The organism is Sediminibacillus dalangtanensis, from assembly GCF_017792025.1.
GTDB classification, from domain to species: domain Bacteria; phylum Bacillota; class Bacilli; order Bacillales; family Amphibacillaceae; genus Sediminibacillus; species Sediminibacillus dalangtanensis.
In genome coordinates this window covers 59,996-76,928 of the sequence record NZ_CP046956.1, presented here as the reverse complement: position 1 = coordinate 76,928, position 16,933 = coordinate 59,996, and the positions used below count along the sequence as shown (strand labels likewise).

Sequence of the window (16,933 nt, the reverse complement as noted above, 5' to 3'; positions counted from 1 at the left end):
GTAAAATATCATTCTATTTGGACGGTTATTTCCTCAAATTCCGGTTCAACCGCTACTCCATCCGGACCGCTTACACTGACCGGAAGCTTATGCTCTCCCGCGGCCAGGCTACCGGCATCGACCGATAACTGAAAATCACTGGCTGAAATCCCGTCAAGCTCTTCTTCCGTCCCCAGCGCTGTCACATCCATTTCATCTTCTTCTGGTTCGATAAAATGCAATGTTGCATCTTCTGGAAGATTGCGGACGTCGATGGGAACATTTTCTATGGTGGACGATTCTGTGCGCTCCAATTCAATTTGTACTTTTACCTGTTCCGGCTCCACCAGGCGCATATCCGAGGATGGTGCCAGACTAACTTCCATAGTCGTCGCTTCCGTAATCTTGGAAAGGTCAATTTCCTCGGTTTCGATTTGCTCGATATTCGCCAGATTTTCCTCTGAAGCATAGACTTTCACATCACTTGGTTCAACTTCCATCGATTTAATGGAATAACCATCCGGCAGCTCTCCTCTGGTCACGGTTTCTACTGGAACTTCTTTATTTGGGCTGTTTATGTCGACAGATACTTCAACCGTTTCCGGCTCCACCCGGACACTTAGTTCATTGCCTTGGCTGTCATAGACTTTCACCGGCACTTCTCTTGAATCAATTGGTTTATCTACATCCTTTAAGTCCACATACGCTTTTACAACGGCAACCTTGTCCACTTCGCTTTGCGAACTGGTAACTTCAACCGTTTGCGGTTCTGCAGAAGCATCACCGATTTCAAATCCATCTGCTAATTGACTCGGATTGATGTAATCTACTTCGACAGGGAACGACTCTGCAGCTCGTTCTTCAATCATTACTTCAGCAGTTTTTGGCTCCATATCGACGTTGATATCACTGGGAATGCCTGAGTACTGGATTTCAACAGTATGAGTCCCTGGTTCAAGCCCCTGCAAGTCGACAAATACTTCAAATGACCGTTGTCTTACCAAAGGGGTTACAGAACTATTCGGCCCTTCTATATTCATGTTGACGTTTTCCGGCACACCGCTTACCACATAATTTTCATCATCGATTTCAATGTTGACCGGCACATTGTTCATCGTTTCTATTTGCTCAGAACCGCTTGGAATGAAGGTCTTCGAGTCATCTGGCGGAGCAATGTTGTCATCCAGCCTTACTGCCGTGAAGAGCAATATCGCCATCGCCAATGATAATCCCCGGATAACCCAAGGACTTTTCAGCCAATTATCCATTCTTCTTCCCCCTCCAGTTCCAGCTTTTTGCCATAGGGGACTTCGCAGTGATATCCAACTCTTGTTTAAGCATCTCAATCAATTTTTCCTGATCCAAATCCCGATGCAGTTCTCCGTTTTTCGTACAGGAGATTTGTCCAGTTTCTTCCGATACCACCACGGTCAACGCATCGGTCACTTCACTGATGCCCATCGCAGCTCTATGCCTCGTTCCCAACTCCTTTGAGATAAATGGATTTTCCGATAACGGCAAATAACAGGCTGCTGCAATGATTTGTTCATTTTTCAAAATAACTGCCCCATCGTGTAGTGGGGTATTGGGAATAAATATATTGGTCAACAGCTCATTCGTCAATCTTCCATTGATCGGAATCCCTGTTTCCACATAATCCCCCATCGGCGTTTCCCTTTCAATGGTAATCAGAGCGCCGATTCTTCGTTTCGCCATATAATTGCACGACTTTACAATGGCATCTACGTTTCGGTTTAACAATTCTTCTTCAGAAGTCGTATTTCGTGAAAAAAAGCTTCCCCGGCCCAATTGTTCCAAAGCACGCCTCAGTTCTGGCTGGAACAGGATTATAATTCCCAGGAATCCCCACGTGATTGCCTGCCACATCAACCAGTTGACGGTTCGCAAGTTTAGTACACTCTCACTGCTCAAAAACCAGATTCCAAGCACGACAAAAATGCCCTTTAACAGTTGAATGGCTTTCGTGCCTCTAATTAACATGATCAATTTATATAAAACATACCAGACAAGGGCAATATCTATTCCGATTCTAAGTATGTTAAGTACGTTGAATCCCCCATCAAACATGTTTCCACGTCCTTCTATGCATGAAATCTTCTTCCTATCTGTTGAATGATAACGCTATGTACTTGCATTTTAATTCCTCTCATTGGAATTCTCAAGTACCATCCCTCCGGACAAGCTATTTTATTATATCATATATTAACCTTATTCAATAATTACGCTTAAATGTATATACTTCCTTGTTTTGGACAATATAAAACCTTTGCCCTACAAGACGGGCAAAGGTTTTGTTCATGTCTCCCTCATTCATTCAAGGAAAATACACTTTTGGCGACATCTTTGATATGATACCAAATCCAGTCAAACACTTGATTTACTTCTTTTAAGTCACCACTAACCTGGCCGGCTGAGGCCATCAGGTGGTCTCCATTGATAATGACCACGTCTCCATTTACTTCTCCTTCTATCTTCACATCTCCATTTTTCACAACCAAATCCCCATCTACCACCACATCTTCTGGAACGATGACGGTATCATCCTGGATAACTAAGTTCTTTTGCTTCGAGACGGACAACTGACCATCCTGATTCCAGGCGGAGAAAATGCCGCTAAACATAAATAGAAAGAAAATAGCGGCGGCGGTTATAATTGGGTGGGCCTTGAACCAGCGCATAAAGCCAACGCGCCTTTTTTCTTTTGGAAGACTGTTCATTACTTTTGCTGTGAAATCGGAGGGTGCTTGGATTTCACTGCCGCTCTTCAACATCGTGACCGTTCTTTTCAACTCATGAAAATGCTTCTGGCACGCTTCACAGGACTGCAAGTGGTTGCGTAACTTATTTTCTTGTTCCTTCGATAGGTTTCCATCCAGATATATATGCATGAGGTTAACAATTTCTTTATCGCAGCTCATTTGTATTCACACTCCTTTACACGTGGCGAAGCCGTTTCCTCAGGGCTTCTCTGCCTCGATGGATCCGCGTTTTCACTGTTCCCATCGGAATATCCAATATCTCACTAATCTCTTGTAAAGACAATTCTTCGAGATACCTCAAGGCAATCACTCCCCGGTATTTAGGTGGAAGTGCCATGATTTCCTGTTGAATGTAACTCTGGAGTTCCAGGCTTTCCACTTCTTCCTCGGGCAATGCTTGTTCTGCGGGCAATTGCGAATACATATCCAATCCATCGGTACCTTTTACTTCTGCATCCAAAAAGTAATCAGGTTTTTTCTTACGTATCCTGTCAATGGACAAGTTGGTCGCAATACGATACAACCATGTAGAAAATTTGCGTCGTTCATCGAAAGTATGGATATTCACATAGGCGCGAATAAAAGCTTCTTGTGCTATATCTTCTGCTTCATGACTATTACCCAACATCCGGTAACATATTTGGTATACTTTATTCTGATAAAAGGAAACAACATCCTCAAATGCCGATTGGTCTCCTTTTTTCACTTGCTTTATTTTTTGCTTTATCATCATATCCATTTAAAAATACCTCCGCTACATTTGCGGTCACTATCCTATACGAGTGACGATCATTTGAGGTTTCAATTTTTTTGCTGATTTTTTTGTACAAACAGAGCAGGGAATTTTTTCCGCACTCCGATTATTGAAGAAGTTAAAATGCATGTTTATAGGACTATTAAACCGGGTAAATATGAACAACTATATTATATCAGTTTAGGAGGAAGGTATGGATATTAAATTGTATTTGTTGGAAAAAATTGAAGCCTGCCGCAGGGAAATGTTAGAACTATCCCAAAAAAAAGAGCTTACCTCCGATGCAGTCGTCTCGGCCAGCACCCGACTCGATTACTGGCTGAATGAATACGATAAAGCATAACCTATTACAAATAAAAAACCCCCGCTTTTCAGCAAGGGCCGCAACACGAATACTACTTTAATTTTTCTCCAAATAAAGAACCCATTAATCCTACAGCTATAACAGCTGTTTTATTTTTTTCATCTAAAATAGGATTGACTTCCACGAACTCTGCAGAAGTGACCATGTCTGTTTCTGCCAGCATTTCCATAGCCAAATGGCTTTCCCGATAACTCAAGCCTCCGATCACTGGAGTGCCCACCCCGGGTGCATCACCTGGATCGAGGCCATCTAAATCAAGGCTGAGATGCACGCCGTCGGTACGATCCTTCAAATAGTCGGTGACTTCCGTTATCACTGCAGACATTCCCATCCGATCCACCTCATGCATTGTATATACCTTGATGCCTGTTTCCCGGATCAGCTCTTTTTCGCCTTCATCCAATGAGCGCGCACCGATAAGGACAATGTTTTCCGGTTTTATTTTTGGCTGATATCCTAATATATTGGTTAGACGCTCATGGCCCAATCCAAGATTGACCGCCAACGGCATTCCATGTATGTTACCGGAGGGCGAAGTGTCCGCTGTATTTAAGTCTCCGTGAGCATCATACCAGATTACTCCAAGGTTTTCGTAGTGCTTGGCTATACCGGCCAAGCTTCCGATGGCAATGCTGTGGTCGCCGCCTAGCACTAGTGGAAACCTACCGGCAGTTATCGCTTCATCCACCTGCTCGGCAAGCAGTTCATTGCCTTCCGCAACTTGGCTTAAATTGCGCAAGTTGTCTTGCAGCTGTTCCGCCCCCCGACTCGGACGAGAAATTTTTATATCTCCCAAGTCCTCGATTTGAAAATTCAGCGCCTCCAGAGTCTCCATTACTCCGGCATAACGAATTGCACTGGGCCCCATATCGACTCCACGTCTGTTTTGACCTAAATCCATCGGAACCCCTATAATCGATATCTTCTTATTAACCACAATGTTGCCTCCTCCCAATTAATCGTCCCACCAAAACTCAAAGCATCCGCTTTCATTTTTCATGGTGTTTAAGTTTTGATTACTTCCTATCTTCATTTTAGTCAAAGATACCAGAATGACTCAACTGGACATGAAACTGTATATATATACGAAAGTGGGTTCGAGGCTTTAAAAGGGAAACACCAGACTCTAAAATCTAAGACAAGCTTCAAAGGCGACACAACCGGCTACCACCAGGGGATTAAAACCACGAGGGAGTAGACGCTGGAGCTGGACATGCACCACATTTCACCATAAAAAAAGAGCGAAGCTACTATTAAAAGTAGCTTCACTCTTTATGAAAAGTGGAGCCTAGCGGGATCGAACCGCTGACCTCCTGCGTGCAAAGCAGGCGCTCTCCCAGCTGAGCTAAGGCCCCATATTGGAGCGGAAGACGGGATTCGAACCCGCGACCCCCACCTTGGCAAGGTGGTGTTCTACCACTGAACTACTTCCGCAAGTGGTGCGGATGGAGGGACTTGAACCCCCACGTCCGAAGACACTAGAGCCTGATTCTAGCGCGTCTGCCAATTCCGCCACATCCGCAAAATTTAATGGCAATAAGATAAGACATGGAGGACCCTGAAACACTGCCCTGTCCATTTGAGTTACCTGATAAGCCATGGAGGATTCCGACGCCGCAGGCTAGTCCTTGCATCCTTCTGTTGTAAATGTAATGCAAGGGGAACCGTAAGTGAGAATCCGAACCATAACTTCTTTGATGAGCCATGGAGGATTCCGACGCCGCAGGCTAGTCCTTGCATCCCTTGTTGTAGATGAATGCAAGGGGAACCGTAGGTGAGAATCCGAACCATAACTTCTTTGATGAGCCATGGAGGATTCGAACCTCCGACCCTCTGATTAAAAGTCAGATGCTCTACCAACTGAGCTAATGGCTCATGATTAATTTCATCATGTTCCTGGTAAAAGAAAATGGCTGGGCTAGCTGGATTCGAACCAGCGAATCACGGGATCAAAACCCGATGCCTTACCGCTTGGCTATAGCCCAATAAAAACAAAAGCAGTGCCAGCTGCTCGCACTTTGATCTTTTTTATCATTTTTTAAATGGTGGAGGGAGTAGGACTCGAACCTACGAACCCGATGGGAGCGGATTTACAGTCCGCCGCGTTTGGCCAACTTCGCTATCCCTCCATATATCAATAACTTTTGCAATCCTATTATAAACTTTAGATTGAAGATTATTCAAATGAAAAGCTGGTGCCGGCCAGAGGACTTGAACCCCCAACCTACTGATTACAAGTCAGTTGCTCTACCAATTGAGCTAGGCCGGCAAATGGTGGAGGATGCAGGGCTCGAACCTGCGACCCCCTGCTTGTAAGGCAGGTGCTCTCCCAGCTGAGCTAATCCTCCAACTACAAATAAATATATGGTGACCCGTACGGGATTCGAACCCGTGTTACCGCCGTGAAAGGGCGGTGTCTTAACCACTTGACCAACGGGCCAGCAATGTCTATCTTTCAAACTGACAGATACAATTATAACTCAAATCGATAGTGTTTGTAAAGAGTAAATTTTATTTTTTTATTTTCTCCCTCACCAAACAGTGTTGCTATTTCTCAAGCACGAATTTGATTATAATTGGTAGTGATGATTTTGACAAGCATTTTTTGCAAAAAAGTGGCTATCATTCAATAAAAAACAACCCCTTAGTGAAACGGCACTAAGGGGCAATCTATTTATATATATAGGGGGAGGTAAAAAGCTTAGTCTTCCGTGTTAATAAACAATTTTCCTTCGGCCGCTGCCTCGGTTACATTACCATAGTCATCGCCGACTTTAACAACAATTTCTGCTCCTTCCGCTACCACATTGGAAGTAGCTGTCCAGTACCCAACATAATGTCCGTCTTCCGTTTCTGTCATCGGAAGTTCTGTAGCATTGTTGGACAAATTGGTTAAAGGCATTTTGATATAGAACGTTGCATCCAGATCTGCATCCGAATCAAACTCAATTTTAACGGATTCGCCTGCTTGGAGATAAACATCCTCTTCTGGGGTAACGTTGGTAATTTCCGGAGCGGTCAGTTTCGCATCAATGGTGATAGTGTTGACACGGGCATTACCAGCTTTATCAACAGCCCGGACTTTAATTTCATTTTCACCGTCGTCTACAAGAATCCGCTTAGAAAACGCTCCATCTTCGTCAACGTCTGCTTTTTGACCGTTCACTACCACTTTATCAAGATTGTCTTCCACAACCTCGCCAGTCACCTTCACTACTTCTTTATTCGTTTTTTCTCCATCTTCCGGAGAGGTGATGGTAAGTTCAGGCTTCTGTTGGTCCAGTGTTATGACCACTGGGTCAGAAGGATCGGTGGAACCGTTATCGGTAGAGGAAACAGCTGTCAGGGAATTAGCCCCTGATTCAAGCGTAACATCGACCGAAAATTCACCATCTTCATTTACTTCTGTTACTGCTGCTTCTTCTTCATTATTGTAGACAGTCAGGGTTGTAGATGGAGCCGCACTTCCAGTAACCGTTACAACTTCTTCCTTTGTATAACTGTTATCCGATGGTGACTCAATTACCGGTGCTTCAGCTGCATAACTTACCAAAGCCCGAATCATGTAATTCCCTTCAGATTCAGGTGTTTGACTCCAGCCTCCGTCGACCAGCTGCCAGCTTCTTCCGGCATTTTCTCCATCTTCATCAGTACCTAGTCCAGGAGTATTTGGATTAGGTTGGCTTTGAATATAGACCATATAGAAATCTCCCGATACAGAAATTCCTTTATCAGCCAGGTCAACGCGCGTCCACTCGCCGTTACGCAATGCCGTTGCATCATATGGTCCACCAAGTTTTTCACCTGGTGCCCCGTCTGGTCCGCTGGCATCATATACAGCTACTTGGAATTCCTCGCCACCCGGTACAGGCCAGTCTTCTGTCCAGAAACGGAAGAGACCGCCGGTTACCATAGCTGACTCCTGTCCCTCTGCAAGGGACATTTTTACAGCCCAGCCGTTGCCTGCATCATAAAATGCACGAGCATTCTCTGCGGTTCCGTCATCGTAACCAATTTCTCCTGGGTAACCAATGAATGGATCCATTTCAATTGTCAGTTCGACCGTTTCGTCTCCTTCAATCGATACAGCAACTTCTTTAGCATGAAAGTCAGGAGCCATAACACGGATGGTGTAGTCTCCTTCGTATGCTTCAATGGAGTAAGATCCATCTGCTCCTGTTTCAACTGGATCGACAGCTGCATCCTCGACAAGCATCAAGGTAGCCCCTTCGATCGGTTCCCCAGTTTCCTCATTGACCACTTGGCCTGAAACCGTTCCAGTTGGAATCGGGTTTAATGTGAAATTGGCTTCTACCGAGCCTTCTTCCGGAACCTCAACTGCCTGTTCCTCAGCATAAAACCCGTAGGCGTCTGCTTGAAGCGTGTAGTCTCCTGCACCATGTAGTAAACGGAAGCTTCCATCAGCAGGATTTGTGTCCACGGAACGATCGGTTTCTAGCACGGTGACAGTTGCATCCAACGGCAGGAGATTCGGTTGATATTGATCATCAATTTCCCCTTTTGCCAACTGTGGTGCAGTCACATCTTTCAGTTTAGAAGGAGCCAATTTTTTCGGATTGACCTTCTTTTTCTTTTCTACTTTCTTATCAGCAGATTTCTTATCCTGTTTAGCTGCTTTTGCTTTTTTCGTTGTATTTCTATGGAGGGAGGCAGTAGAACCATCAGCCTGGTCAGTTAATGCCACATCGTCTATATACCAGCCTTCACGCACTACACTTAAATCAGTATCAACGTGGAATCCTACAAACACATTCTGTCCGGCATACTCGGAAAGGTCCACTTCTGTGTCCGTCCATCCCTCTGTTGTGCCGTTAAATTCTTGTAATTGATCCCAGCTTTCCATGTCAGTAGAAACCACTACATGACCGTAATCATAGTTGTTTTCCAGGTTAAACCATGATTTAAATTGGAGGAAGGTATCCCCTTCTGGTACTTCTACTGGCGGCATCACCAAGGTCATATTGGCGTCATTGTCATAATCTCCTGCCAGGTTTGTACCATAAACATTCTCTCCAGAAGCAGCTTCTTCTGGTCCGGATTCTGGTACACCCCATTGCCAGGAGTTGTTTTCCCCAAATGACAACCAGCCTACTGGGTTTGCTTCAAAATCTTCTTCATATCCAGTAGAAATTGCTTCTTTAATGGAAACTTGATAAACATCCGTTTCCACTTCATTTTCCCCAAAGTCGACCGCTTTCCATTTGTATTCCAGCGAATCGCCTGCGATTGCTTCCCCTGGAATCACCGCCTGGTAAGTACCTTCGGTGAAATCACCTTGGACTAATTCCGCTGCGATTGTTTCCCAGTCACCGCCGTCTAGACGATACTGCAATTCAACTGTGTCGACACTTACATTATCGTTCACTTGTGCTGCGAGCGAGAGCGGTACGCCTTCATAAGTATCTTCCGGGGCTACATGTTCAATTGCAGGTTCTTCACTGTCGTCGCCCTCCTTGTAGACATTCCCGGTGATTTCTCCCACTCCGCTGACAACTGCAGAAACTGCATTGAACGCATTGACAATTCCGTGTCCAAATCCTTCATTTGGATCTTCCGGATATTGACTGTTAGTGGTCGTGTCAGCCGTTTCCATCAGAATATCCTTTACGTCTTCTACCGACAGGGAACTATCTGCCTGTAGTAACAGAGCAGCAGTAGCGGCTACATGCGGCCCTGCCATCGAAGTACCATTCCAACCACTTTCGTAGCTGCTTCCCGGTACTGAGGAGCGAATGTTCACTCCAGGTGCGGCGATGTCCGGCTTTATCTCTCCATCATAAGGAGAAGGTCCTCGAGAAGAAAAACTGGCCAATCCATCGCTTGAATCGGTAGCAGCTACCGCGATGACTTCAGGGTAATTCGCCGGCGCAGCGACAGTTCCATCCCCCGGTCCATCGTTTCCTGCTGAAAATACAGGGATGATCCCAGCGCTAATCCAATTCTGAACCATTGGACGATACCACTCATCCAATCCTGGTCCGCCTCCCCAGGAATTATTCACAACATCAGGTGCCGCTTCCGGATGTGGAGTACCGTCAGCATCTTTCGGGGCAAGCACCCATTCACCTGCTTCAAGCAAGTCTGCATCCGTACCACCAGCAGCAGTGAAAGCTTTTACTGCAATCCACTTTGCCCCAGGTGCAACACCTATCTGGTTGCTCCCATCATCATCCGTACCTACCATTGTTCCCATGGTGTGTGTACCGTGGCCCTGATCGTCATAAGGAGTTTCCTCTCCAGCTGTAGCGTCGAACCAATTTAGTTCATGATCTGTTTGGTCAGGGTTTGAAGCATCGAAGCCGCGATATTGGTCTTGTAGTGCCGGGTGATCCCATTGAACACCCGTGTCGATGTTAGCAACAACAACACCACTACCATCAATTCCCATTTCTTCCCAAACTTCCGGGGCACCGACCCGATCAATGTTCCATTCTGTAGCATTTGTTTCCTTCGCCAGTTTCATTTCTTTTACTGTTTCTTGTTCAGCCGGTGTAAGTTTTCTTACCCGGTTTGGAAGGACCTTTTCTACTTCTGGCATCGCAGCAATTTCCTTCATGATTTCCTCATTACTTGTCACCGCCATTGCGTTGACAATGTAGTAGGAGTTATAGGAAGAGACTTTCCCTTTTTCGGTCGCACTCTCCAAATATTTTTTCAGCGATTGTTGGGATTCCAAAGCAGTTGATTTTAATTCCGTTACAACTGCAGATGTTTTCACTCGTTTTATTTGGGAGGATGTTAAAGAAGAATCAGTTTTTTGCGCAGTTGCCGCAGCATTTTTCGCTGCTTTAGCGGTATCAGCCTGATCCTTCATTTTCACCAGGTAGGTGACTTCTTTCTTTTTTTGAAAGGAATCAGTTAAATCCTTACTGATTTTATTATTTACTTGCAGGTTATCTTTGATGGAAAGACTTGTTGAGGAGCTTTGTGCCGAGGCAGTGGTGTAAGTAAAAAGTTGTAATACCAAAAAAGCGATCAAAGAAATGCTAAGCCATTTCATCTTTCCTCTTTTTGGCCTCAATGATATTTCCCCTTTCCAAATTTTTATGGACTTACTTTTTCTTTCACCTCCTTCGGGACTTTTTTCTGAATATTCTAAAGAAGTTACAATGATGTTACTAAAACTTTCCATGCTTGGCTAGATAGTTTAGCAAAAAAAGGTAATTATACTCTGTTTTTGTAATATTTAGTCATGGTTAAAGTCCCTATCCACCATTAAGGAAACAAGAAAAGAAGGTATATATACTCAACTGTTTTTCATCTTCAAGTGTGACAATAGCCTATGTAGTCCTATTTCATAAAATCAAGCCTATCAAAAAAGGATCTAAGGAAATAAAAATAGTAAGAGCATACCGTTAAGATAGGATTTGCTCTCACTAATTTTTCAAAGGGATTGTCCATACGATCAGACAACAAAAAAACTTTCTTATAATTGTCATAAATATAAAAAACGCTCTATCCCTTACAGGACAAGCGTTTTTTAAAGAGCTTCCAGCCGGACTTGAACCGGCGACCTCTTCCTTACCATGGAAGCGCTCTACCGACTGAGCTATGGAAGCAAATGGCTCCACCGGTAGGATTCGAACCTACGACCGATCGGTTAACAGCCGATTGCTCTACCACTGAGCTACGGTGGAATAATCTGCCTGGCGGCGTCCTACTCTCGCAGGGGCAAAGCCCCAACTACCATGGGCGCTGGAGAGCTTAACTGCTGTGTTCGGCATGGGAACAGGTGTGGCCTCTCCGCTATTGCCACCAGACATCGGTATGCTTTTAAGAAAAGTGTACCTTCAAAACTAGATAAGAAGGAAGACATCAACGAACTTCACACGTTTGAATCATGCTCTGCGGACCGGAGTCCGCGACGCTTTTTGATTGAATCCAGTTACGGCTCCTAACAGCTAGTGTATAGTTCATCCAGCTTTTCGTACGCTCAAAGCGGCGTACTACCATCTGGCTGATCTATCCATACGCTGTTGACCAGTCGCCTTCACTTTTTGTTTTAAGTTAAGTCCTCGATCGATTAGTATCCGTCAGCTGCACGTGTCACCACGCTTCCACCTCGGACCTATCAACCTCATCGTCTCTGAGGGATCTTACTCATTTAAAATGATGGGAAGTCTCATCTAGAGGTGGGCTTCATGCTTAGATGCTTTCAGCACTTATCCCTTCCACACGTAGCTACCCAGCTATGCTCCTGGCGGAACAACTGGTACACCAGCGGTGTGTCCATCCCGGTCCTCTCGTACTAAGGACAGCTCCTCTCAAACTTCCAACGCCCACGACGGATAGGGACCGAACTGTCTCACGACGTTCTGAACCCAGCTCGCGTACCGCTTTAATGGGCGAACAGCCCAACCCTTGGGACCGACTACAGCCCCAGGATGCGATGAGCCGACATCGAGGTGCCAAACCTCCCCGTCGATGTGGACTCTTGGGGGAGATAAGCCTGTTATCCCCGGGGTAGCTTTTATCCGTTGAGCGACGGCCCTTCCATACGGCACCGCCGGATCACTAAGCCCGACTTTCGTCCCTGCTCGACTTGTAGGTCTCGCAGTCAAGCTCCCTTCTGCCTTTACACTCTGCGAATGATTTCCAACCATTCTGAGGGAACCTTTGGGCGCCTCCGTTACTCTTTGGGAGGCGACCGCCCCAGTCAAACTGCCCACCTGACACTGTCTCCGGACCGGATCACGGTCCTGGGTTAGAAGGTCCGTACAGCCAGGGTGGTATCCCACCGGCGCCTCCACCGAAGCTAGCGCTCCGGTTTCTAAGGCTCCCACCTATCCTGTACAAGCTGTACCAACATTCAATATCAGGCTACAGTAAAGCTCCACGGGGTCTTTCCGTCCTGTCGCGGGTAATGCGCATCTTCACGCATAGTATAATTTCACCGGGTCTCTCGTTGAGACAGTGCCCAAGTCGTTGCACCTTTCGTGCGGGTCGGAACTTACCCGACAAGGAATTTCGCTACCTTAGGACCGTTATAGTTACGGCCGCCGTTTACTGGGGCTTCGGTTCAACGCTTCGCCTTGCGGCTAACGCGTCCCCTTAACCTTCCAGCACCGGGCAGGTGTCAGCCCCTATACTTCGCCTTACGGCTTCGCAGAGACCTGTGTTTTTGCTAAACAGTCGCTTGGGCCTATTCACTGCGGCTTCTCGCAAAAGAAGCACCCCTTCTCCCGAAGTTACGGGGTCATTTTGCCGAGTTCCTTAACGAGAGTTCTCCCGATCACCTTAGGATTCTCTCCTCGCCTACCTGTGTCGGTTTGCGGTACGGGCACCTCTTTCCTCACTAGAGGCTTTTCTTGGCAGTGTGAAATCAGGAACTTCGGTACTTTATTTCCCTCCCCATCACAGCTTGAGATTGCCGGACGGATTTGCCTATCCGACTCTCTTACTGCTTGGGCGCACATGACCAGCAGTGCGCTTTCCTTATCCTTCTGCGTCCCCCCGTCGTTCAAACGGAAAGGAGGTGGTACAGGAATATCCACCTGTTGTCCATCGCCTACGCCTTTCGGCCTCGGCTTAGGTCCCGACTAACCCTGAGCGGACGAGCCTTCCTCAGGAAACCTTAGGCTTTCGGTGAAAGAGATTCTCACTCTTTTTTCGCTACTCATACCGGCATTCTCACTTCTAAGCGCTCCACCAGTCCTCACGGTCTGACTTCGCTGCACTTAGAACGCTCTCCTACCATTGTTCGCAAGAACAATCCGCAGCTTCGGTGATACGTTTAGCCCCGGTATATTTTCGGCGCAGAGTCACTCGACCAGTGAGCTATTACGCACTCTTTAAATGATGGCTGCTTCTAAGCCAACATCCTGGTTGTCTAAGCAACTCCACATCCTTTTCCACTTAACGTATACTTTGGGACCTTAGCTGGCGGTCTGGGCTGTTTCCCTTTCGACTATGAACCTTATCACCCATAGTCTGACTCCCAAGATCGAGTGGCTGGCATTCGGAGTTTGACTGAATTCGGTAACCCGATGAGGGCCCCTAGTCCAATCAGTGCTCTACCTCCAGTACTCAACTCTTGAGGCTAGCCCTAAAGCTATTTCGGAGAGAACCAGCTATCTCCGTGTTCGATTGGCATTTCACCCCTACCCACACCTCATCCCCGCGTTTTTCAACACGCGTGGGTTCGGGCCTCCAGTCAGTGTTACCTGACCTTCACCCTGGACATGGGTAGATCACACGGTTTCGGGTCTACGACCCCCTACTCTATTCGCCCTGTTCAGACTCGCTTTCGCTGCGGCTCCGTCTATCCGACTTAACCTTGCAGGAGATCGTAACTCGCCGGTTCATTCTACAAAAGGCACGCCGTCACCCATTAACGGGCTTCGACTACTTGTAGGCACACGGTTTCAGGTTCTCTTTCACTCCCCTTCCGGGGTGCTTTTCACCTTTCCCTCACGGTACTGGTTCACTATCGGTCACTAGGGAGTATTTAGCCTTGGGAGATGGTCCTCCCGGATTCCGACGGAATTCCTCGTGTTCCGCCGTACTCAGGATCCACTCCGGAGGAAACAATCTTTCAACTACAGGGCTCTTACCTTCTTTGGCTGATCGTTCCAGATCGATTCGCTTAAACTGTTTCTTGGTAACTCCGATGGAGTGTCCTACAACCCCAGAGAGCAAGCTCTCTGGTTTGGGCTGTTTCCGTTTCGCTCGCCGCTACTTGGGAAATCGCATTTGCTTTCTCTTCCTCCGGGTACTGAGATGTTTCAGTTCCCCGGGTCTGCCTCACTTATCCTATGAATTCAGATAAGCGTCCTGCCCCATTACGGGCAGGGGGTTCCCCCATTCGGAAATTCCCGGATCAATGCCTACGTACGGCTCCCCGAGACATATCGGTGTTTGTCCCGTCCTTCATCGGCTCCTAGTGCCAAGGCATCCACCGTGCGCCCTTCTTCACTTAACTTATCGTTCGTGAATGACGTGTTACTTCAATGTCGTTGAATGTCTTGCATAGTCTAGTTCCGGCTCCTGCTGAGCAGTCGCCTTCACTTCCTATTTTCTTATCTAGTTTTCAAGGTACAAGTAATTAAAATGGTGGAGCCTAGCGGGATCGAACCGCTGACCTCCTGCGTGCAAAGCAGGCGCTCTCCCAGCTGAGCTAAGGCCCCGAATGGATGGTGGGCCTGAGTGGACTTGAACCACCGACCTCACGCTTATCAGGCGTGCGCTCTAACCAACTGAGCTACAGGCCCATCCTTGCGGAGAAGATAATACGGGTATAGGGAATTGATCCCTCAAAACTGAACCAAACAACCAAGTATGTCCTGTGTTTAGCTCGTAAGAGCTAATTTATCCTTAGAAAGGAGGTGATCCAGCCGCACCTTCCGATACGGCTACCTTGTTACGACTTCACCCCAATCATTGGCCCCACCTTCGGCGGCTGGCTCCAAAAAGGTTACCTCACCGACTTCGGGTGTTGCCAACTCTCGTGGTGTGACGGGCGGTGTGTACAAGGCCCGGGAACGTATTCACCGCGGCATGCTGATCCGCGATTACTAGCGATTCCGGCTTCATGCAGGCGAGTTGCAGCCTGCAATCCGAACTGAGAATGGTTTTATGGGATTTGCTTCACCTCGCGGTTTCGCTTCCCTTTGTACCATCCATTGTAGCACGTGTGTAGCCCAGGTCATAAGGGGCATGATGATTTGACGTCATCCCCACCTTCCTCCGGTTTGTCACCGGCAGTCACCCTAGAGTGCCCAACTGAATGCTGGCAACTAAGGTCAAGGGTTGCGCTCGTTGCGGGACTTAACCCAACATCTCACGACACGAGCTGACGACAACCATGCACCACCTGTCACTCTGTCCCCGAAGGGAAACCTCTATCTCTAGAGGAATCAGAGGATGTCAAGACCTGGTAAGGTTCTTCGCGTTGCTTCGAATTAAACCACATGCTCCACCGCTTGTGCGGGCCCCCGTCAATTCTTTTGAGTTTCAGCCTTGCGGCCGTACTCCCCAGGCGGAGTGCTTAATGCGTTAACTTCAGCACTAAGGGGCGGAAACCCCCTAACACCTAGCACTCATCGTTTACGGCGTGGACTACCAGGGTATCTAATCCTGTTCGCTCCCCACGCTTTCGCGCCTCAGCGTCAGTTACAGACCAGAGAGCCGCCTTCGCCACTGGTGTTCCTCCACATATCTACGCATTTCACCGCTACACGTGGAATTCCGCTCTCCTCTTCTGTACTCAAGTTCCCCAGTTTCCAATGACCCTCCACGGTTAAGCCGTGGGCTTTCACATCAGACTTAAGGAACCGCCTGCGCGCGCTTTACGCCCAATAATTCCGGACAACGCTTGCCCCCTACGTATTACCGCGGCTGCTGGCACGTAGTTAGCCGGGGCTTCCTCGTCAGGTACCGTCAAGGTACCGCCTTGTTCAAACGGTACTTGTTCTTCCCTGACAACAGAACTTTACGATCCGAAGACCTTCATCGTTCACGCGGCGTTGCTCCGTCAGACTTTCGTCCATTGCGGAAGATTCCCTACTGCTGCCTCCCGTAGGAGTCTGGGCCGTGTCTCAGTCCCAGTGTGGCCGATCACCCTCTCAGGTCGGCTACGCATCGTTGCCTTGGTAGGCCATTACCCTACCAACTAGCTAATGCGCCGCGGGCCCATCTGTAAGTGACAGCCAAAAGGCCGCCTTTCAACCTTCCTCCATGCAGAGGAAGGTATTACCCGGTATTAGCCCCGGTTTCCCGGAGTTATCCCGATCTTACAGGCAGGTTGCCCACGTGTTACTCACCCGTCCGCCGCTCGTTCCACAGGCTTCACCCCGAAGGGATCTGCCTGCTTCCCGCGCTCGACTTGCATGTATTAGGCACGCCGCCAGCGTTCGTCCTGAGCCAAGATCAAACTCTCCATAAAAAGTGAGCTTGCTTGCTCGTTCAAAAACTAGCTTGTATATCTCGCTTGACATACTGGTTGTTTTGTTCAGTTTTCAAAGATCAAATTTTGTTGCGTCGTTTTTGGCGACGAAATATAATATAACATGGTTACAAGTAAGTGTCAATGTTTTT

At 47.3% G+C, this 16,933-nt stretch carries 7 protein-coding genes, 13 tRNA genes and 3 rRNA genes; 1 reads left to right on the top strand and 22 read right to left on the bottom strand.

All coding sequences use genetic code 11. The annotated features are described in order from the left end of the window. Positions 1–8: 8 nt before the first annotated feature. The 4 genes from ERJ70_RS00480 to sigW all read right to left on the bottom strand — a co-directional run bounded on the left by ERJ70_RS00480 (position 9) and on the right by sigW (position 3,498). Entirely contained in the window at positions 9–1,247 is a 1,239-nt protein-coding gene (locus ERJ70_RS00480; protein WP_209366458.1) for a CdaR family protein, read from the bottom strand. Further along, positions 1,240–2,067, bottom strand: a complete 828-nt coding sequence (gene cdaA / locus ERJ70_RS00475) for a diadenylate cyclase CdaA (protein WP_209366457.1) — start codon at positions 2,065–2,067, stop codon at positions 1,240–1,242. The genes ERJ70_RS00480 and cdaA overlap by 8 nt, the downstream gene beginning before the upstream one ends. Before the next feature lie 239 nt (positions 2,068–2,306). After that, on the bottom strand, positions 2,307–2,918 hold the full coding sequence (locus tag ERJ70_RS00470) for an anti-sigma factor family protein (protein WP_209366456.1): 612 nt from the start codon (positions 2,916–2,918) through the stop codon (positions 2,307–2,309). A 16-nt stretch (positions 2,919–2,934) separates the two neighbouring features. Beyond that, positions 2,935–3,498, bottom strand: a complete 564-nt coding sequence (gene sigW, locus ERJ70_RS00465; protein WP_074600797.1) for an RNA polymerase sigma factor SigW — start codon at positions 3,496–3,498, stop codon at positions 2,935–2,937. A 208-nt stretch (positions 3,499–3,706) separates the two neighbouring features. Here sigW and ERJ70_RS00460 point away from each other — a divergent pair, with 208 nt between their 5' ends. Beyond that, the gene (locus ERJ70_RS00460) at positions 3,707–3,856 is read left to right on the top strand and encodes an aspartyl-phosphate phosphatase Spo0E family protein (RefSeq protein ID WP_209366455.1); all 150 of its coding nucleotides are present in this window, start codon (positions 3,707–3,709) and stop codon (positions 3,854–3,856) included. Positions 3,857–3,908: 52 nt separating this feature from the next. On the opposite strand, the gene rocF is transcribed toward ERJ70_RS00460, so the two are convergent. From rocF to ERJ70_RS00370, 18 genes are all read right to left on the bottom strand, one after another. Next, positions 3,909–4,814, bottom strand: coding sequence for an arginase (gene rocF / locus ERJ70_RS00455; protein ID WP_374099743.1), 906 nt, complete (start codon positions 4,812–4,814; stop codon positions 3,909–3,911). A 345-nt stretch (positions 4,815–5,159) separates the two neighbouring features. Continuing rightward, positions 5,160–5,232 (bottom strand) — tRNA-Ala (locus ERJ70_RS00450). Between the two features lie 4 nt (positions 5,233–5,236). Continuing rightward, positions 5,237–5,311 (bottom strand) — tRNA-Gly (locus ERJ70_RS00445). A gap of 3 nt (positions 5,312–5,314) precedes the next feature. Further along, a tRNA-Leu gene (locus ERJ70_RS00440) sits at positions 5,315–5,399 on the bottom strand. Between the two features lie 280 nt (positions 5,400–5,679). Continuing rightward, positions 5,680–5,752, bottom strand: a tRNA-Lys gene (locus ERJ70_RS00435). A 35-nt stretch (positions 5,753–5,787) separates the two neighbouring features. Further along, positions 5,788–5,862 (bottom strand) — tRNA-Gln (locus ERJ70_RS00430). A 58-nt stretch (positions 5,863–5,920) separates the two neighbouring features. Then, a tRNA-Tyr gene (locus ERJ70_RS00425) sits at positions 5,921–6,006 on the bottom strand. Between the two features lie 64 nt (positions 6,007–6,070). After that, positions 6,071–6,146, bottom strand: a tRNA-Thr gene (locus ERJ70_RS00420). A 3-nt stretch (positions 6,147–6,149) separates the two neighbouring features. After that, a tRNA-Val gene (locus ERJ70_RS00415) sits at positions 6,150–6,225 on the bottom strand. Positions 6,226–6,242: 17 nt separating this feature from the next. Beyond that, positions 6,243–6,317: transfer RNA gene (locus ERJ70_RS00410), tRNA-Glu, on the bottom strand. Between the two features lie 261 nt (positions 6,318–6,578). Next, the gene (locus ERJ70_RS00405) at positions 6,579–10,898 is read right to left on the bottom strand and encodes a S8 family peptidase (RefSeq protein ID WP_209366453.1); all 4,320 of its coding nucleotides are present in this window, start codon (positions 10,896–10,898) and stop codon (positions 6,579–6,581) included. Between the two features lie 486 nt (positions 10,899–11,384). Continuing rightward, a tRNA-Thr gene (locus ERJ70_RS00400) sits at positions 11,385–11,457 on the bottom strand. A gap of 3 nt (positions 11,458–11,460) precedes the next feature. Next, positions 11,461–11,535 (bottom strand) — tRNA-Asn (locus tag ERJ70_RS00395). Between the two features lie 7 nt (positions 11,536–11,542). Further along, positions 11,543–11,658 (bottom strand): 5S ribosomal RNA (gene rrf, locus ERJ70_RS00390). Positions 11,659–11,901: 243 nt separating this feature from the next. After that, a 23S ribosomal RNA gene (locus tag ERJ70_RS00385) occupies positions 11,902–14,819 on the bottom strand. Positions 14,820–14,948: 129 nt separating this feature from the next. Continuing rightward, positions 14,949–15,024 (bottom strand) — tRNA-Ala (locus ERJ70_RS00380). Between the two features lie 7 nt (positions 15,025–15,031). Further along, positions 15,032–15,108, bottom strand: a tRNA-Ile gene (locus ERJ70_RS00375). Between the two features lie 107 nt (positions 15,109–15,215). Beyond that, positions 15,216–16,781 (bottom strand): 16S ribosomal RNA (locus ERJ70_RS00370). The 16S, 23S and 5S rRNA genes sit together here with 4 tRNA genes alongside, the layout of an rRNA operon. Between the last annotated feature and the right edge of the window lie 152 nt (positions 16,782–16,933).